Annotated in this window: 14 protein-coding genes and 3 pseudogenes; 11 read left to right on the top strand and 6 right to left on the bottom strand. The window is 55.6% G+C overall.

What is annotated here, in order from left to right; genetic code table 11:
* A pseudogene (locus tag ACP96_RS19610) lies at positions 1-172 on the top strand (IS630 family transposase); the annotation flags it as partial.
* Positions 173-177: 5 nt separating this feature from the next.
* Here the strand turns inward: ACP96_RS19610 and ACP96_RS13660 are convergent.
* Positions 178-1,002: pseudogene (locus tag ACP96_RS13660) on the bottom strand (thiamine pyrophosphate-dependent dehydrogenase E1 component subunit alpha); the annotation flags it as partial.
* 186 nt (positions 1,003-1,188) lie between these two features.
* Here ACP96_RS13660 and ACP96_RS13655 point away from each other — a divergent pair.
* The 5 genes from ACP96_RS13655 to ACP96_RS17985 all read left to right on the top strand — a co-directional run bounded on the left by ACP96_RS13655 (position 1,189) and on the right by ACP96_RS17985 (position 5,393).
* Positions 1,189-2,346 (top strand): Fic family protein, encoded by a 1,158-nt coding sequence (locus tag ACP96_RS13655; protein ID WP_050033714.1) that lies wholly within the window; start codon positions 1,189-1,191, stop codon positions 2,344-2,346.
* Positions 2,347-2,506: 160 nt separating this feature from the next.
* Positions 2,507-3,535, top strand: a complete 1,029-nt coding sequence (locus ACP96_RS13650; RefSeq protein ID WP_050033713.1) for a Cdc6/Cdc18 family protein — start codon at positions 2,507-2,509, stop codon at positions 3,533-3,535.
* A 376-nt stretch (positions 3,536-3,911) separates the two neighbouring features.
* Entirely contained in the window at positions 3,912-4,370 is a 459-nt protein-coding gene (locus ACP96_RS13645; RefSeq protein WP_082222557.1) for a MarR family transcriptional regulator, read from the top strand.
* 275 nt (positions 4,371-4,645) lie between these two features.
* Positions 4,646-4,810: a DUF7837 family putative zinc-binding protein gene (locus ACP96_RS20040; RefSeq protein ID WP_439331102.1), complete on the top strand. Its 165-nt coding sequence runs from the start codon at positions 4,646-4,648 to the stop codon at positions 4,808-4,810.
* A 235-nt stretch (positions 4,811-5,045) separates the two neighbouring features.
* Complete coding sequence (locus tag ACP96_RS17985) at positions 5,046-5,393, top strand: DUF6788 family protein (RefSeq protein ID WP_082222556.1); 348 nt, start codon at positions 5,046-5,048, stop codon at positions 5,391-5,393.
* Between the two features lie 48 nt (positions 5,394-5,441).
* Here ACP96_RS17985 and ACP96_RS17980 read toward each other — a convergent pair whose 3' ends face one another.
* The 3 genes from ACP96_RS17980 to ACP96_RS13630 all read right to left on the bottom strand — a co-directional run bounded on the left by ACP96_RS17980 (position 5,442) and on the right by ACP96_RS13630 (position 7,299).
* Positions 5,442-5,879, bottom strand: coding sequence for a TRAM domain-containing protein (locus ACP96_RS17980; protein WP_082222555.1), 438 nt, complete (start codon positions 5,877-5,879; stop codon positions 5,442-5,444).
* Between the two features lie 103 nt (positions 5,880-5,982).
* A complete protein-coding gene (locus ACP96_RS18785; protein WP_123619544.1) occupies positions 5,983-6,276 on the bottom strand; it encodes a hypothetical protein in 294 nt (97 codons plus the stop codon).
* Positions 6,277-6,702: 426 nt separating this feature from the next.
* Positions 6,703-7,299, bottom strand: coding sequence for a hypothetical protein (locus ACP96_RS13630; protein WP_050033710.1), 597 nt, complete (start codon positions 7,297-7,299; stop codon positions 6,703-6,705).
* Positions 7,300-7,826: 527 nt separating this feature from the next.
* Between ACP96_RS13630 and ACP96_RS13620 the strand changes: the two genes are divergently transcribed.
* The 5 genes and pseudogenes from ACP96_RS13620 to ACP96_RS13600 all read left to right on the top strand — a co-directional run bounded on the left by ACP96_RS13620 (position 7,827) and on the right by ACP96_RS13600 (position 11,897).
* A complete protein-coding gene (locus ACP96_RS13620; protein ID WP_050033709.1) occupies positions 7,827-8,081 on the top strand; it encodes a hypothetical protein in 255 nt (84 codons plus the stop codon).
* 65 nt (positions 8,082-8,146) lie between these two features.
* Positions 8,147-9,965 (top strand): annotated as a pseudogene (locus tag ACP96_RS13615) (SWIM zinc finger family protein).
* A 19-nt stretch (positions 9,966-9,984) separates the two neighbouring features.
* A complete protein-coding gene (locus ACP96_RS13610) occupies positions 9,985-10,527 on the top strand; it encodes a hypothetical protein (protein ID WP_050033708.1) in 543 nt (180 codons plus the stop codon).
* Between the two features lie 74 nt (positions 10,528-10,601).
* Entirely contained in the window at positions 10,602-11,090 is a 489-nt protein-coding gene (locus tag ACP96_RS13605; RefSeq protein WP_050033707.1) for a hypothetical protein, read from the top strand.
* Between the two features lie 15 nt (positions 11,091-11,105).
* On the top strand, positions 11,106-11,897 hold the full coding sequence (locus ACP96_RS13600; RefSeq protein ID WP_050033706.1) for a hypothetical protein: 792 nt from the start codon (positions 11,106-11,108) through the stop codon (positions 11,895-11,897).
* Between the two features lie 16 nt (positions 11,898-11,913).
* Here the strand turns inward: ACP96_RS13600 and ACP96_RS13595 are convergent, their stop codons facing one another.
* Together ACP96_RS13595 and ACP96_RS13590 are read right to left on the bottom strand one after the other, a co-directional pair.
* The gene (locus ACP96_RS13595) at positions 11,914-12,471 is read right to left on the bottom strand and encodes an IS1096 element passenger TnpR family protein (protein ID WP_050033715.1); all 558 of its coding nucleotides are present in this window, start codon (positions 12,469-12,471) and stop codon (positions 11,914-11,916) included.
* 280 nt (positions 12,472-12,751) lie between these two features.
* Entirely contained in the window at positions 12,752-14,077 is a 1,326-nt protein-coding gene (locus tag ACP96_RS13590; protein ID WP_050033705.1) for an orc1/cdc6 family replication initiation protein, read from the bottom strand.
* Positions 14,078-14,461 lie beyond the last annotated feature (384 nt).

Genomic DNA, 14,461 nt, shown 5'->3' with positions numbered 1-14,461 from the left:
ATCCACACCTCTTTTCTGGAAACAGTTGAAATGGGAACTCTCACCGCTAATTGTCGAGAGTGCGGAGGAGTTCCGCACTCTCTTGAGTGATGTTTTCGAGCAGCTGACTAACCGCGTGAGCTTTGCGAAAAACTGGGTCGCAGAGTTCCTTGATCTCCAGAAATTATCCTGAGTACTATCGATCGAATCGCGAGCGAGCGCCGCGTCCTCGTCGTCGTCGGAGCGATACGCTTGCGGATCGCCCATGAAGTGTCCCATCCGACGGTGGACTTGTACCTCTACGAGCGTGGGTCCGTTCCGATCCCGCGCACGGCCGATCGCCTCCCCGGCCGCCTCGTAGACGGCGACGGCATCGTCCTGATCGACACGAACACCGGGCATATCGAATCCGGCGGCCCTGTCCGAGCCGTCCTCCACGTCGGTGACGCGCTCTTTGGGCATGCTGATCGCCCAGTCGTTGTCTTCGATGACGAACACGACGGGAAGATTATGGACGCTCGCGAAATTCAGCGATTCGAGGAACGCCCCCTGGTCGATCGCCCCTTCACCGAGGAACGCGACCGCGACCGAATCCGTGTTCCGCTTCTTGGCCGCCAACGCCGCCCCGGCCGCCGGCGGACACCCCTCGGCGATAATGCCGCTACACGCGAAATTCACGTCGGGATCGAACAGATGCATGTGACCGCCTTTGCCCTTTCCGAGACCGGTCTCCCGCCCAAAGATCTCGGCCGTCATCCGTTTCAGATCGACCCCCTTCGCGATAGCGACGTGGTGTGGTCGGTGCGGTGCCGTGACGGTGTCCTCCGGACGAAGGTGATGACAGACCCCGACGGCGGCCGCTTCTTGCCCCGCTGCAAGGTGTAGTTCACCGGGGATCGGCCCTGCGGAGATGTCGAACGCCGGCTGCTTGCCCTCCAGATACTCCTCTTGGAGGCGTTCTTCGTAGTACCGGGCCGTTACCATGTCGCCGTATAGTTCGCGAATCCTGCCTAGTGATACCATAGCACAATAACATACATGGTTAATAATATTAGTTAGTTCGGGCAAATATGACAGTCAAATTACGATAGAGAATGCGGTAGACAAATTCTGCGTGCCTGTGAGAATAAACTGGTCGAGTGTGCCTCGTTATTCAAACTAGTTTATAATCAGTATGATTAAGACGCGTCACACACGATCTAATTCAAAATGGGAACGCAAGATCTGCCTTCGGAGGCGCCGGGACACTACCGGCAGTCGCATCCCCATCCATACTACATTCCAGAGAAGTTGCCCGTCTCATCCCCAATCGAGATCGACGACGAGCTCACATCGAGGATATCGGACGCAACGTTTCAGCTCGGACGTATCGATGGAATAAGTCCAACAGTCGATTTCTCGCCGGTGTTGTACACATCCCTTCTCAGACTCGAAGCCGTCGAGACCGCCGAAATAGAAGGGGCAGACATCGAGATGGACGAGGTATACGCGTACCACACACGAAGTAAGTCTGGCGACACCGAGAGTGTGAGTCGTGACTTACAAGAGGTCCTCAACGCCGAACGCGCTCTCAGAGACGGATTTGACGCGATTAAAAGCGGTGAGCCAATCTCGTTAGCATTGCTGAAGTCACTACATGAAACACTGCTCGAAGGGGTTCGGAATGAAGGCGAAATTGTCGGAGAGTGGCGAGACAGTGACGTTCATATTCCGTCGCCACGTCGGAATCAGTCCCCGTTCGTTCCGCCACCAGCAACCAGCGTCCCGGAATTGATGGAGTCTCTTGAGGCGTACATTCAAATGGGAGGTGAGTATCACCCGTTAGTCGACCTGGCGATCACTCATTACCAGTTCGAAACAATCCATCCCTGCTCGGATGGCAACGGGCGGCTTGGACGGATCTTGATCGTGTTACAACTCTGTGAAGCCGGCTATCTATCCGATCCGTATCTCTATCCGAGTGCGTATTTTAACCGGAACAAACAGGAGTACGTTGAAAAGATGCGGGCGGTCAGCGAAGGGGGCAACTGGCGTGACTGGATTGCGTTCTTTATCAAGGGCATTGAAGAACAAGCTCGCGATTCCTACGAGCGAACGTTCGAACTGATCGAACTGCGCCGAGAATACGAAGAGCAGTATCCGAGCCAAAAGACGAGTCACAAGCTCGCGCGAAATCTATTCGAGCTTCCGTACTTCACTGCGAACGACGTCACAGAACGGTTCAATGTGAGTCGACAGACTGCCTACAACGCGATCGAAGAAGTCGAAACAGACGGGCTGGTTGTTGAAGTGACTGGACAGCAGCGCAATCGAGAGTACAAAGCAATCGATATCTTCGATATCCTAGAGCGATCTCCCCACCGTTGACTGGGTTTCTGGACGTTTCCGGAAAACAGTGTGTTTCCACAATCAGAATCGAGAGACAGCGGAGCAATCGAGGTGAATATACCACTGTGATCAGAGCTTTTCCGGAATCTACCCGGTCACACTTATATCACTCTCGCTGAGAATAACTACCCACCGACAGATGATCCGTGATGCTCGCGTCCTCCGCGCCGGGTTCGTCCCTCAAGAAGTCGAGCATCGCGACGCCGAAGTCAACCACCTCTCGAGCGTTCTCGAACCGATCACGAACGGCGAGCCAGCTGACACGGCCATCGTCACCGGCCCGAGCGGTGTCGGTAAAACCTGTGTCTCAAAGTTCGTTACCGAACGGCTCCGCGAGGAAGTTCTCGACGTCGAGGCCACCTACGTCAACTGCTGGCGAAACTACAGCCGCTTCCGGACACTGTACCAGATCCTCGACGACATCGGCGCGACGATAGACATCCATCGCCAGTCGACTCCCCACGACGAGCTCATTGATCGGCTCCAACAGTACGACGGTCCTCGAACCGTCGTCATCCTCGACGAGGTCGACCAACTCGAAGACCCGAGCCTCATCTACGACCTCCACAGTATGGAGCAGTTCGCAGTGATCTGTATCGCAAACAAAGAAGAAGAGCTGTTCAGCCGCGTCGACGACCGCCTTGTGAGCCGGCTGCGCTCCAGCGAACACGTCCGGATGGACAAGTACCACAACGAGCAACTCTACGACATTCTGAGTGCTCGAACGAAATGGGGGCTTGAAAACGGCGTTATCACCGACGAGCAGCTTTATCAGATCGCTGATGCCGCTGCTGGTGATGCCCGTCTCGCGATCGGGATGCTTCGCAGCGCAGCCAGCACAGCTGACCGCGAAAATCACGAGGAGGTCACCAACGACATCCTCCTAGACGCTGCTGAAGATGCTCGGGCTCAAATTAAGCAGAAGAGTCTCGACTCGCTCACGCCGCATCAGCGAGTCGTCTACGATATTGTTCGCGACCATGGCCCACTTGGACCCAGCGAGATTCACGACCGCTATACTGACGCGGTCGACGATCCGCGGACGAAGCGCACGGTCCGGACCTACCTTTCGAAGATGGCACAGTACAACCTTCTTGAAGCAGAAGGCACGAGTCGAGATCGTGAGTACTCACTCGTCGATTCAGCATCTACATCGCCGATACAGTGACTCAGAGGCCGTGGAGTAGGTATTTCGTGGCTTTGTACAATTCCCCTTCTCCAGATATATTCACCTCCGAAATAGATGTTCGGGGCAGGCTGCGAATTCAGAAATAGGCCATACTAACAGGACCTAGCGGCTGGTCATCATCCAAGTGTACTATCCCCTACTTCACTACAACAAACCCCGTCTGAAACTGCTGTTATTGTAACGAACCCCGTGTCAATACACTACTGACCAGAGTGCGAAATATGTACCCTGCGTTGACCGCAACTAGGTCAGAACATATCTCCTGTAGAGGGTTTCAACAGAGCCATATGGGCAGTAGCCACAAAAATACATTTCTGCGAAACATGTAATATCAGTTAGCGACACAAGTGATGTAATGCCTGTCCCCGTCGATGATCTCATTACTGACGAGCCCTTCCCGGTCAATCCAGAATCGGTCGAGTATGAGATTCTCAGTTTCCTTATAACAGCCCACGAGTACGGCTTCACGCCACAAGAAATCGCAGCTCAAACAGGCCATAGCAAAGCAACTGTATCAGACACGGTGGCTCAACTTGTCGAGAACGGACTCATCAAACAGACAGAGAGCGTTTATTATATCGAGCCATGGCGAGTTGATAAGCTAACGAATCGGCTGAGATCGCTTGACGCAGCTGTCAAACTCTTCGAAGTGACACCCACCGACGACAGCTATGCTGAGTCGGGCTGGGAGCAGGACGTTCCGAGCCTCGAATTAGATGAGCAGACAGAGATATCCAATAAGAAGAGTTCTCCGAGCGTAGAAGCACGAGCAGAAGCCCTTGTCACAGAAGTCGAAGACCACTACCCAGAGTAGTAGTGGTTCGAAGTATCAATCTCGCCTACAAGATACGGCTCACCACTCTCGGCGATCTTGGATTGTCACTGTAACTGCGCGAACGGTACGCACGATCCACAGTCACGCTGCTGTCCTCGAACAGTACTTCCACTCCGCTCGCCCGGGATATAAGTCACAGAGCACATAAGTTGATGTGAGGGAGCAGAGTGAGGCCAGTCTCAACAACTGGGTCCGCTCTAAAACGATGTCACACGCTCCCTCTCCCCTAAAAAAAGCCCCGTGAACTCGTGAGGATGGCTCCTAATAATTCAGAGATAGTCCGTGGCGCCTGCTCGTTCTGCGGCGAGACAGTCACTGGACGACATGCGATCATCCGGTATGAAACAGCCACCGGTACCCCAGGCATGTGGGCTGAATGTCCCGGCTGTGGCGAGATCGTCGACCCCACCGATGATTAGTAAACAGTTCATCCAGCAGATCGTCAGGCTCGAGCCGTCATCGACAACGCACCACGAGTGCCGTCACTGTGGGTACAGTGTGGAGCAGGACGTCGATGAATGTCCACGGTGTGGCTCTCACGAAATTGCTGCCTACGATCTTGAGTAATTGCTGAGGTGGTCACGGTTGGTAGAGAAGGTTCAATTCCTTATGTAGCATCCGAACGCTAACATGGCACCGGTTGTTACATAAGGTATGGAGCAGCCGTCACCACCTACCTCGCTCCCGAAGTATCTCGCGGAGGGGCTCCCCAAACAGGATACGGAGACACTCCAGGAGGTACAGAACTATATTGAGACGCTCATCGAATATCGCGACCAGTCGGTCGACACTGACGAGCTTCCCGAGGCTGCCGAGCCCGTCGACGATCCCGATGGCGCAGGAAGCGGGACCGTCGTCAAAGAGAAAGTCACCTGTGGCGACGATAGCTGTAAGTGCGCTAGCGGAGATCCTGCGGATATGCACGGTCCGTATCTCTATCGGTACTATCGTGAAAACGGGACGATGAAATCGGAGTACATCGGTAAGCCAGAAAGTGAGTAGTGGTGTGAGAAGTTTGCCATAACCACCCGTTCGTGCCAACCTGCGGTCCTAGACTTCCCCGCGAAGGGTGTCATCAACGACATCAGCGAACGCAACGTTCTCACGCACCTGTTGTATCTCGACGGTGACTCGGTCTCCGACACTCGTTTCGGGAACGATCACAACGTAGCCGCGCTCGACTTTCGCGATACCGTCACCTTGGTCACCGAGGTTCTCGATTTCAACGTCTCGCTGTTCACCTTCCTCGACAGGCGGGCCGTCGTATTCGTGTTGCTGAGCAGCGTGGTCAGCTGACTGAGTGGCCTCAGTCGCGTCGGTGGCTTCGATATTCGACGTCGATGTCGATATGAGCGCAACACGGTATGTTTCACCCTCAGAAAGTGTCCCGGTGGCTATCTCACGGTCTGGTACAGTTATTTGATAGGTACCATCGTCTTGCACAACAGTCGCAGTATACAGTGTCTGGAGCGTCTCAGAAATGTCCATAAATGGCGTATTGTGTTGACTCGTGCCAGCTGACTTGTTTCTAGCGTTTCTAGTGCTCTCAACCGATTACCGTCGGTCTGATCAAGGTTCTCGAGTGACCATTTCAGGACTCATCGCCAGCATCAAATACGGCCGCAAAGTCTTCGAGAAGCTCCTGTGGCGATCGCTCATCACTACGAGACGGGAGTGGGGCTTCCCAGCATTCGATCTCAAGCGTGCGGGCATTCGACACTGACTCCGGTTCGGTTGTCACATTGAAAATTCCGGTATGATAGATCGCCAGCAGTCGCTGCTCATGAACGGTAACGTAATCAATTCCGGCCCGGTCCAAGACTGTAGAAACGTTAGTCGACTCAGATAACGAGACAGAGACGCTTGGAGACGGCGAGTCGGTCATACCAAGTCATAGGTCAATTCTACAAATAAAACCCGACTTGAGCAGGGTCCAGATACACCATCTGGTCAGTTGCCGTGGCCGGTCTGTCGTCTCCCAGCGAGTGCTGTGCGATAGCCCTCTCCCGGGCTTAGCTGTGATGGTCAACGTGATTAACCAACAGATACCAGTAGAAGCGCCAGTTAGTTGGTTAATTTTGAGCCTATCCTCAGAGGATCTTTCCAAGATCCCCAGTATTGTCTAGGCGTGGGGTGAAATTGGGTCTCGCTCTTCCGTAGGAGATTGTTGATACGGTCACGGTATTTTCACAAGTAGCCACAACCACCGATCTGAACGTCTCTCTAAGCCGAATAGAGTTCACCCGGGATAGACCGAAATCGCAAGACAGCAAGCTATCAACAATGTCCTACACAAGAGCGTTCGAGTGAGCTACCGTCCACTACTGTGGTCGTCGCCTTCGAGCGCGTTCCGAAGCCCGTCCGGGAGTAGGGAAAACGGCTTCTCCGCGTGAAAGGCGACGTTCTCGTAGGCCTGCTCGACATGTTTTCGCTTCGAGTCTGCACACTCCTCGGCGAGCGTGTCCAGTTCGTCCATCATGGACCAGAGTTCGTCCTCGGCTTCAAGCATCTCGGCGGTCAGCGCCAGTTCCTTGGTCGCCTTGGCGGCCGCGCGTCGCACGCGGCCGTCGTCGTCGCGGAGCGCGTCCGCGTAGAGGTCCCGCAATCGTTCGCGGTGGGTCGCGATTTCCTCGAGCGTCCACTCACCCGGTAACGCCTCGTCGGTGAGGTCCGCACCGACCGTTCGATAGGCCAAGCGCGGATACAGACTGGCCGCAAAGCGAATCACGGACTGTCGCTGGTATCCATCGTCGGCCTCGTAGAGGTCGAGACACATATCGAAACACTCGTCGAACAGGGCGGCTCGTTCCTCGAGTTCGGTGTTTTCGATTTCGTCGATCGCCCGATTCACGCGCTCGGTGTCGCCCGAGGAGAGTGCGTCAGCGAACGCCTCGTGAGTGTGATCCATAAGCGTTGTTGGTTGGATGGCGGCGTAATTCCTCGGGTCGGCCTTCGAGAGGATATCCGTTCCTCACCCGGCGGTGTCGTCGACGTAGTCTTCACGCCACCAGACGGTCCGGCCCGCAGGCGACCTGACCGCAGTCGCCGTGAACACCCCGATGGAGAACGTTTCCGCTACGGCCGTATCCGATCCATGTAGATGGGTAGCGAGATAGCGCAGTAATTCTGGGATCGCTTCGTCACTCCACCTTCTCCCGGAGCACGAGCAGGGCGTATGTCCGATCCTCGTCGAGTGACCAGATCGTGGCTGTGGCGAGTCTGGCGTTGACGTGATCGTCGGCGACCACGTCCGGATGTGTGTGGTGTCGATGTGCCAGAGTGTCGCTTCTTCGGACTGAAAGAGCGGAAGCGGATCGAGGTGCTCAGACTGGAGATGTTCGAGCGTCAGTTCCATATACGGTTTGTACGGTTGGCAGAGATCTAATCTGTTCAGCACGGGGAATTCTAAAGGAGAGCTACCGCGAACGAACAGCTATGGTCGACTACATCGTGGAAATCAAAGACTCGGTCTTTCGCGAGACACCACTCGCGGAGGCGAATTTCGATGAGGATGGTCGACTCGCCTTCGACTTGAAAGCGGACGCAGAGGAGTGGGTAACTGAACAGAACCGAGAACACACGAGCAGGGGGCAACTCACGCTACACACCGCTCATCCGACCGACACGTCGGATGTCGACGCCTACGCCGTCTTCCAGCCGGTGAAAGGCGTCTGGGTTCCAGATTCGTAGGCACACAGCCACCCAACCGCCCACCACAATTACTACGGGTTTAATCCGTAGATACCATACGAGCGATGGTTGATCCCGACCCGACACTCACGGAGGCAGCAGTCCGGGATCTGGCACGTCCCCAGTCATACGACCGGGGGGGGAAACTACTACGCCGAGGGTGCCGTCGTCAAGCTCGTCCGGCGCGGTGAGACGATCCGAGCGGCGGTTGAAGGCAGCCAGTACGAGCCCTACCAGGTGCGGATCGATCTCGACGAAACTGGGGTCGTTGACACGGCGTGTTCCTGTCCGTACGATCACGGTGGGATTTGCAAGCACCGTGTCGCCGTTCTCCTGACGTACGTCCGCGATTCCGATGGGATCGACCAGCGACCGCCTATCTCCGAACTGATCGCGGATGCCGAGCCCGAGATCCTCCGTGACGTTCTCACCAGCCTCATTGAGAGTCGCCCGGAGCTGGCATCCCAGATCGAATCCGAACTCGAAACAGCCGAGTCAGAAGACGAGACGGAGAATGGCGAACACGGTCGAACTCCGGACATCAATCGCGAATCGATCCGCCAGCAGGTACAGAACATTCTCGGACCGACTAAGGGGCGAAGCGCTCACGCCTACGACCCGTACGAGGCAGCCGAAACCGACGTCGAGAAGTTGCGAGGCCTTCTCGATCAGGCACGCACAGCCGTCGAGGCTGGCGACGGCGAGACGGCACTGGACATCCTCGAACCGCTGGCCAACGAACTCATGGACGAAGAGTGGCTCGCGCTCTCGTACGACGATTCGAACGCGATCTTCGAGTTCTTCGACGAGGTCGACCGAGTGCTGGCCGAGGCGCTGCTCACCGCCGACCTCTCGGAGGTCGAGCGTACCGATTGGAAGGATCGCCTCTGGACGTGGGTACAGGAGATGGGAGGCTATACACACCATCCGCCGTACAGTGCCGCGCTCGAAGCCGCCCAACGGGGCTGGGATTTCGAACCGGTTCAGCGAGCGATGCAGGGCGATATCGGCTATGCCGACCTCTGGGGAGGGGATCCACCGTGGTACGCCGAGGACTTCATCAGGGCTCACCTCAACGTCCTCAAGCGCCAAGGTCGCAACGAGGAGTACCTGGATCTGGCGGAGGCTGCGGATCTGATCGATGACTACGTAACCAAGCTCGTGGAGGAAGGACGGATCGACGAGGCGATCGAATACGGCCGGCACAACTTGTCCTCCCCGAACGAAGCACTCACACTAGCCCAGACGCTGCGAAACCATGATCGGCCCCGAGCAGCACTGGAGGTGGCCCAACGCGGATTGACACTAGACGGCAGCGAGAAAGCTGAGCTGGCCGAGTGGCTCCGCGATCGAGCCGCCAGCCTCGACGAACCGGAGGTGGCCTTGGAGGCGGCTATCGCCGCATTCGAAGCCTCGCCGACGCTTGCGGCCTACCAAGCGGCAGAGGAACTCGCCGGTGAGGAGTGGATGACTATTCGCGAAGAGTTGGTGACATCGCTTCGGAACAAGGACACGACGCAGCGAGTTGCGCGACGGCACGTCGAAATCTTCCTGTACGCAGAGCAGTACGAGGCGGCTATCGATATCGCGGATCGATTTTCGGACTACAAGGTCGTGGAGCCGGTCGTCGAGGAAGTCTGGGATGAGCACCCAGACTGGACGATCGACGCCTGTAAGGAACAAGCCAAGCCAATCATCGAGGAGGGACAGTCCCAACGGTACCGACACGCCGTCCAGTGGCTGGAAACTGCCGGAAAGGCCGCCCGAGTTGTCGGTGAACTCGATGAGTGGTGTGTCTACGTCGAAGATCTCCGAGACGAACATTACCGGAAATACAAGCTCCGCCCGATGCTCGAGGAACTGTTGGAGGGCTTCACTGAGTAGTCGAAACCAGGTGAGGATAATGGATAGGACTACCAAAGACCGCGTTCTCACCGTGCTGGACGAGTGTGACATCGACCTGCCTGAAGATGGGCTGACACTGGGAAAGATCAGAGAGCGGGCTTTCAGATTCCAGTTCGAAGCAGATGACATGCTCTCGTTACAGATCGAGCGTCATCCGACGGTGTACCTTTCGGACATGGGTGTGCCGGGTGTCGATGCCTCACCAGCTCGGTTTCACGTGGTGACGGAGTATCAACTGGATTTGAACGACGAGACGTGGCATATCGAAGAACTTTCTTCGACCTTCGAGTACGAACCATGGCTGGTACTCGAAGCCGAGCTTGGAGCCGGAGGGCCCCACGAGATGATTCAGAAGGGGATCGAGGACGTCAGGGCTGCAGACGATCCAGAAGACACATTCGAGGACGTGTTCGGGTCGTGGATAGATCACTGGGAAGAGAAGTTCGACGAACTCGACGGCAGGAACGTTCCCGAGGAGGACAAAGAAGCGATCCTCGATCTCCTAGTCGGCGAGCTGAAAGAGCGGGCAAAACTCGATTGATCGGTGGCTGCTGTTCGTCCCGACATGCAACTTCGTGCGACACGCTTTGTTGATTCCGATCGTAGGATACAGACATGCAAACCGAGACGTGGATCGAGCGGTTACTCATCGATCAACTCACTACCCACGACAGACGATACAAACACGATTACGCTGGCGTCGAAAAGACGACTGACGACCTCGTTGTAGCCTGTACGCAACTCGACGCAATCACGACAGAAGGTGGATCCGAAGAGCCGCCACTCGAAGAGCTTCTCTCGATGGATTCGGAGTTCGGACCTGAAGTCGAAACCGCGCTTCAAACACTGCAAGAACGGGGATTAGTCGAGTGTGTCGGAGAACGCGAGCGATCTGGGCCGTCGTTCGAATCAGGGGACTATGGCACGACAACCCTCTGGAAACCGACCGTCGAGGGGAGGGCCGAAGCGAGAGCGATCCGCGAGGCATATTCTGACGAGGTGGAAACACTCGCGGACTCGCACGGTGAGGAGTTCGAGGAGTTCCGCGAAGAGATCGTCTCGGTCGCCAGAACGTATGGAATCCTTCCGAGTGATGTCGAATAACAGACTACCAAAACCATGACCGATTCAGAGACGGAGATACTGGAGCGATTTGTTATCGAAGTCAGTCAGATAGGGACTGTCGACCATATCGTCGACCTGAAAGCAGAACCAGTCGGCAGGTCGACCTATTCCCCTCGTCAGGAGTTGCCCGGCGAGAAGCTGTGTGATCGGAGTACGCGCTCACCCGCGAGTGAATACATCGATTTACCGCGATATGCTGACTGGAAAGGTCTCGACAAGACGGCATTCGAGAGCGATGCGCCAGATGAGATCTGTTCGTATTGCTGGGCTGCAACACTCGATGAGATCGACCAGCTGAGACAGGATGCAAGCATGGAGGTAGAATCTCGTATCGGCACCACCGGCTACCGTCTTCGCTGGAAGCAGAAGGGTCGCGCTCGCGAGGAGTGGTACGATATCGTCGTTCGGCCGGAAACGACGATAGCAGAACTCGATCGGCTCGTGTGTCGATTCAGTACGCTCGATGATCTTCATCTCCGGATGTACGGCCTCGAAGACGAGTATCTGGACTCGTCACTCAACGTTCTCCCGGACCACCAGTATGAGAAGATCGACGACCCCTCGTACACGAACGCGAGTGGCGTGACGATCGGAGACATCGCTGAACGTGCGACGCTCCGAGAAGGGGATCGGCTCAGCATGGTCTACGACTTCGGAACGCCGTCACAGTACTACTGCATCGTCAAGGAGGTCTACGATCCAGACGAGATCGACGACCTGCTGGCAGAATCCGACACAATCGCCGGGACAGATACCGCCGCCATCATTGACGAAAAACGACTGTAGGCGGGACAACCACCCGCTACTCGTCCATATCGGGATACTGGGACGGTGCGTCCCCCTGTTCGTCGACGACCACGGGGCTACTGTCCAACGATGCGTTGCGAGTATCCTGGAGTTCGATGTAGTGTTCCCAGTTGTCACCCATGTCGAACGTGTAGGAGAGCGCTCCCAGCTCTTCCGGATTTAACTCGTCGATCGTGGTGTCGGCGGCGTTACCTTCCGGCGGCGGATTCGACTGGAGCTCGCGAAACCGCGCTTTGGCGTCTTCGGAGGCGTCGTCGGGCACGGCTTGATCGATGAAGCGGTCGATCTCCGCGTCGTCCATCGCTCGCCAGCTCGGGCCGCCGTCGTAGAGCTGTGGGTGGACGTAGCTCCGGAGCGCGATGCCGTCCTCGTTGCGCGTGATGAACTCGTAGGCGTGGCTGTCCCAACGCTCGAACGCCTCGAAGATCGCCTCGTGGAATTCGGCTAGTGTATGTGACCCGTCGACTTCGATATCCCGCCAGACCTCCTCGTCGGGTTCGAGCTCCAGTGGCGGATTCGGGAGCAACCATACACGAAACACGTAGCTCGTCATACGTGTATCTTCCATAGGCGGGAGTGTCAGTTTTCCTCACGACAATAGCGTGGTTCCTCGATCAGTTGACTACAGTACCGTTCATTCACAAAAGATCCCAGCGTCATCTACGATTTTTAGAATATCGGTAACGCAAAATGCTAAACAGTCGCCCCTATCGATTTGTTGTGTGAGCGACCACCACAGTCTGTAGACCCACCTCTATCGACTTGTTCCTGTCACCGATAAAACTGAGTCATCGATAACACCCTCGCCCCTATCGACTTGTTCGGTGAACACCCTACTGATTGAGCTGTGCATTCACGACGGTGCGGAGTTCGTCATTGTGGACGTCGTCTAGCCGCGAATCTTCTCGGAGCGTCTCGATGATAGTCTCCGGATTCTCACCAAACGTGAACTCGAGGTAGCTACCCGAGTGTGGTCCCTGACTCTTCCGCTCTGTCTCGACCAACGAATACGTCGTGAGTTCTTTCATCTTATTCACGTACGTCTCCTGGTGGTACTGATCCGAATCTAGGGTACCTGTCAAGTACTGATACACCCGGTATCCAATCGGGCTCCTTGCTGCACCAGTTCCATCCTCACGGGCCACAGCTGCAGTCGCGAACAGACAGAGCTTCTTCTGCGTACTAATCCCACGTGTCACCTCCAACACGCGGTTCTTCTCAACCTTATCTTGGGCTTGTCGAACGTGTTCCTCCCGGACTTTGTCTGCACCTGTTTTTTCCGCAATCGACCCAGCTGTTCGCATCAGGTCGATCGCCTTCCGTGCGTCTCCATTGGTTTGGGCAGCGAATGCAGCTGCAAGCGGGATGACGTCACCGCTGAGTGTATCCTCGTGGAAGGCGTCCTCCCGAGCCCGGAGAATTTCCCGGAGCTGGTCGGCGTCGTAGTCACTAAAGTGAACGTCCTCAGGGGTAAAGGAACTGAGAGCGCGACTTCCCACACTCTCCATCATCTTCGTGTCGTTAGTGATGGCAGTGACAGAGACTTGGGCAGTAATCTCGTCGGTGCTTCCAGCACGAGAGAGCTGATAGAGAAGGCGCGAAAAAGCGGGCTCGTCTTTATCTCGACGACCGACGAGCATATCGAGTTCATCGAGAATAAATACAACTGTATCGTAGTGGTCGTTGATCAGACGGTAGAGTTCGCGCCATTTTTTCTTGTTTGGAACTCCATGTTCCGGGACATCGACAGTTGTTCCGATGTCGTTCGCCACCTTTCGGGAAAGTTCGTAGACAGCTGCGCCGAGGGTTCCCACGTTCTGGCAGTTCATCTGGATGACGCCGAACCGGATATCACGGCTTTCGCAGAGTTCGACGATGTTCTGACAGACAGCGTTGATGATAAGAGATTTCCCGGTTCCAGAAGGACCATAGAGGAGAAGATTCGGCGGTCGCTCGTTACTTATTGCGACGCGAAGGTGCTGAGTAATATCGGTGAGCTGTGTGTCACGACCGACGATACGTTCTTCGTCGACGATCTCGTTCGGCTCAAGGAGCGACCGGTTCTTGATGAGACTCGCGGCTTCTTCCTGCTCGAGAATGAGATCTTTGATAGAACCCGTGGACTCGGAGGTTCCCTCGGGACCAGGATCCGTGGGCATATTGGGACCCACTCTACCAAAATACTAAAAGATTCCCCTGTCGATTTCTTTTCTGCCGGTATGACCGTCAAATCCACGGTATTAGAGGTTTACGCTGTTCCTCTCCGTAACCTCCGACGATTTGTTAGGGGTTATCGTCTCAACCGATTCAAAAGAATACCCATACACCCTCTCACCCCTATCGATTTGTTCCAGCCTCCAAGGAAGGGAGGGGTGACAGAATTCCAGATTGGACTAACGTCTCATCTACGTCACGATTTGGGGCAAAATTGAGAGTCTCTTCCACCTTCTCTTTTTCTTCTTTCTAGTTCTAGCTACTAGCTAGATAGAAGAACACACGTCTATCGATTTGTTCTAATCACTCTCAGTCGATCACATCGACAG

Origin of the sequence: Halorubrum halophilum, from assembly GCF_000739595.1 — an archaeon.
In the GTDB taxonomy this organism is placed as follows: Archaea; Halobacteriota; Halobacteria; order Halobacteriales; family Haloferacaceae; genus Halorubrum; species Halorubrum halophilum.
The sequence above is the reverse complement of the archived record's forward strand: the minus strand, read 5'-3'. Positions and strand labels throughout refer to the sequence as shown.

Coding starts and splice junctions, on each gene's coding strand:
- ACP96_RS13655 (WP_050033714.1), top strand. CDS start 1,189: ATGGGAACGCAAGATCTGCCTTCGGAGGCGCCGGGACACTACCGGCAG.
- ACP96_RS13650 (WP_050033713.1), top strand. CDS start 2,507: ATGATCCGTGATGCTCGCGTCCTCCGCGCCGGGTTCGTCCCTCAAGAA.
- ACP96_RS13645 (WP_082222557.1), top strand. CDS start 3,912: ATGCCTGTCCCCGTCGATGATCTCATTACTGACGAGCCCTTCCCGGTC.
- ACP96_RS20040 (WP_439331102.1), top strand. CDS start 4,646: ATGGCTCCTAATAATTCAGAGATAGTCCGTGGCGCCTGCTCGTTCTGC.
- ACP96_RS17985 (WP_082222556.1), top strand. CDS start 5,046: ATGGAGCAGCCGTCACCACCTACCTCGCTCCCGAAGTATCTCGCGGAG.
- ACP96_RS17980 (WP_082222555.1), bottom strand. CDS start 5,879: ATGGACATTTCTGAGACGCTCCAGACACTGTATACTGCGACTGTTGTG.
- ACP96_RS18785 (WP_123619544.1), bottom strand. CDS start 6,276: ATGACCGACTCGCCGTCTCCAAGCGTCTCTGTCTCGTTATCTGAGTCG.
- ACP96_RS13630 (WP_050033710.1), bottom strand. CDS start 7,299: ATGGATCACACTCACGAGGCGTTCGCTGACGCACTCTCCTCGGGCGAC.
- ACP96_RS13620 (WP_050033709.1), top strand. CDS start 7,827: ATGGTCGACTACATCGTGGAAATCAAAGACTCGGTCTTTCGCGAGACA.
- ACP96_RS13610 (WP_050033708.1), top strand. CDS start 9,985: ATGGATAGGACTACCAAAGACCGCGTTCTCACCGTGCTGGACGAGTGT.
- ACP96_RS13605 (WP_050033707.1), top strand. CDS start 10,602: ATGCAAACCGAGACGTGGATCGAGCGGTTACTCATCGATCAACTCACT.
- ACP96_RS13600 (WP_050033706.1), top strand. CDS start 11,106: ATGACCGATTCAGAGACGGAGATACTGGAGCGATTTGTTATCGAAGTC.
- ACP96_RS13595 (WP_050033715.1), bottom strand. CDS start 12,471: ATGACGAGCTACGTGTTTCGTGTATGGTTGCTCCCGAATCCGCCACTG.
- ACP96_RS13590 (WP_050033705.1), bottom strand. CDS start 14,077: ATGCCCACGGATCCTGGTCCCGAGGGAACCTCCGAGTCCACGGGTTCT.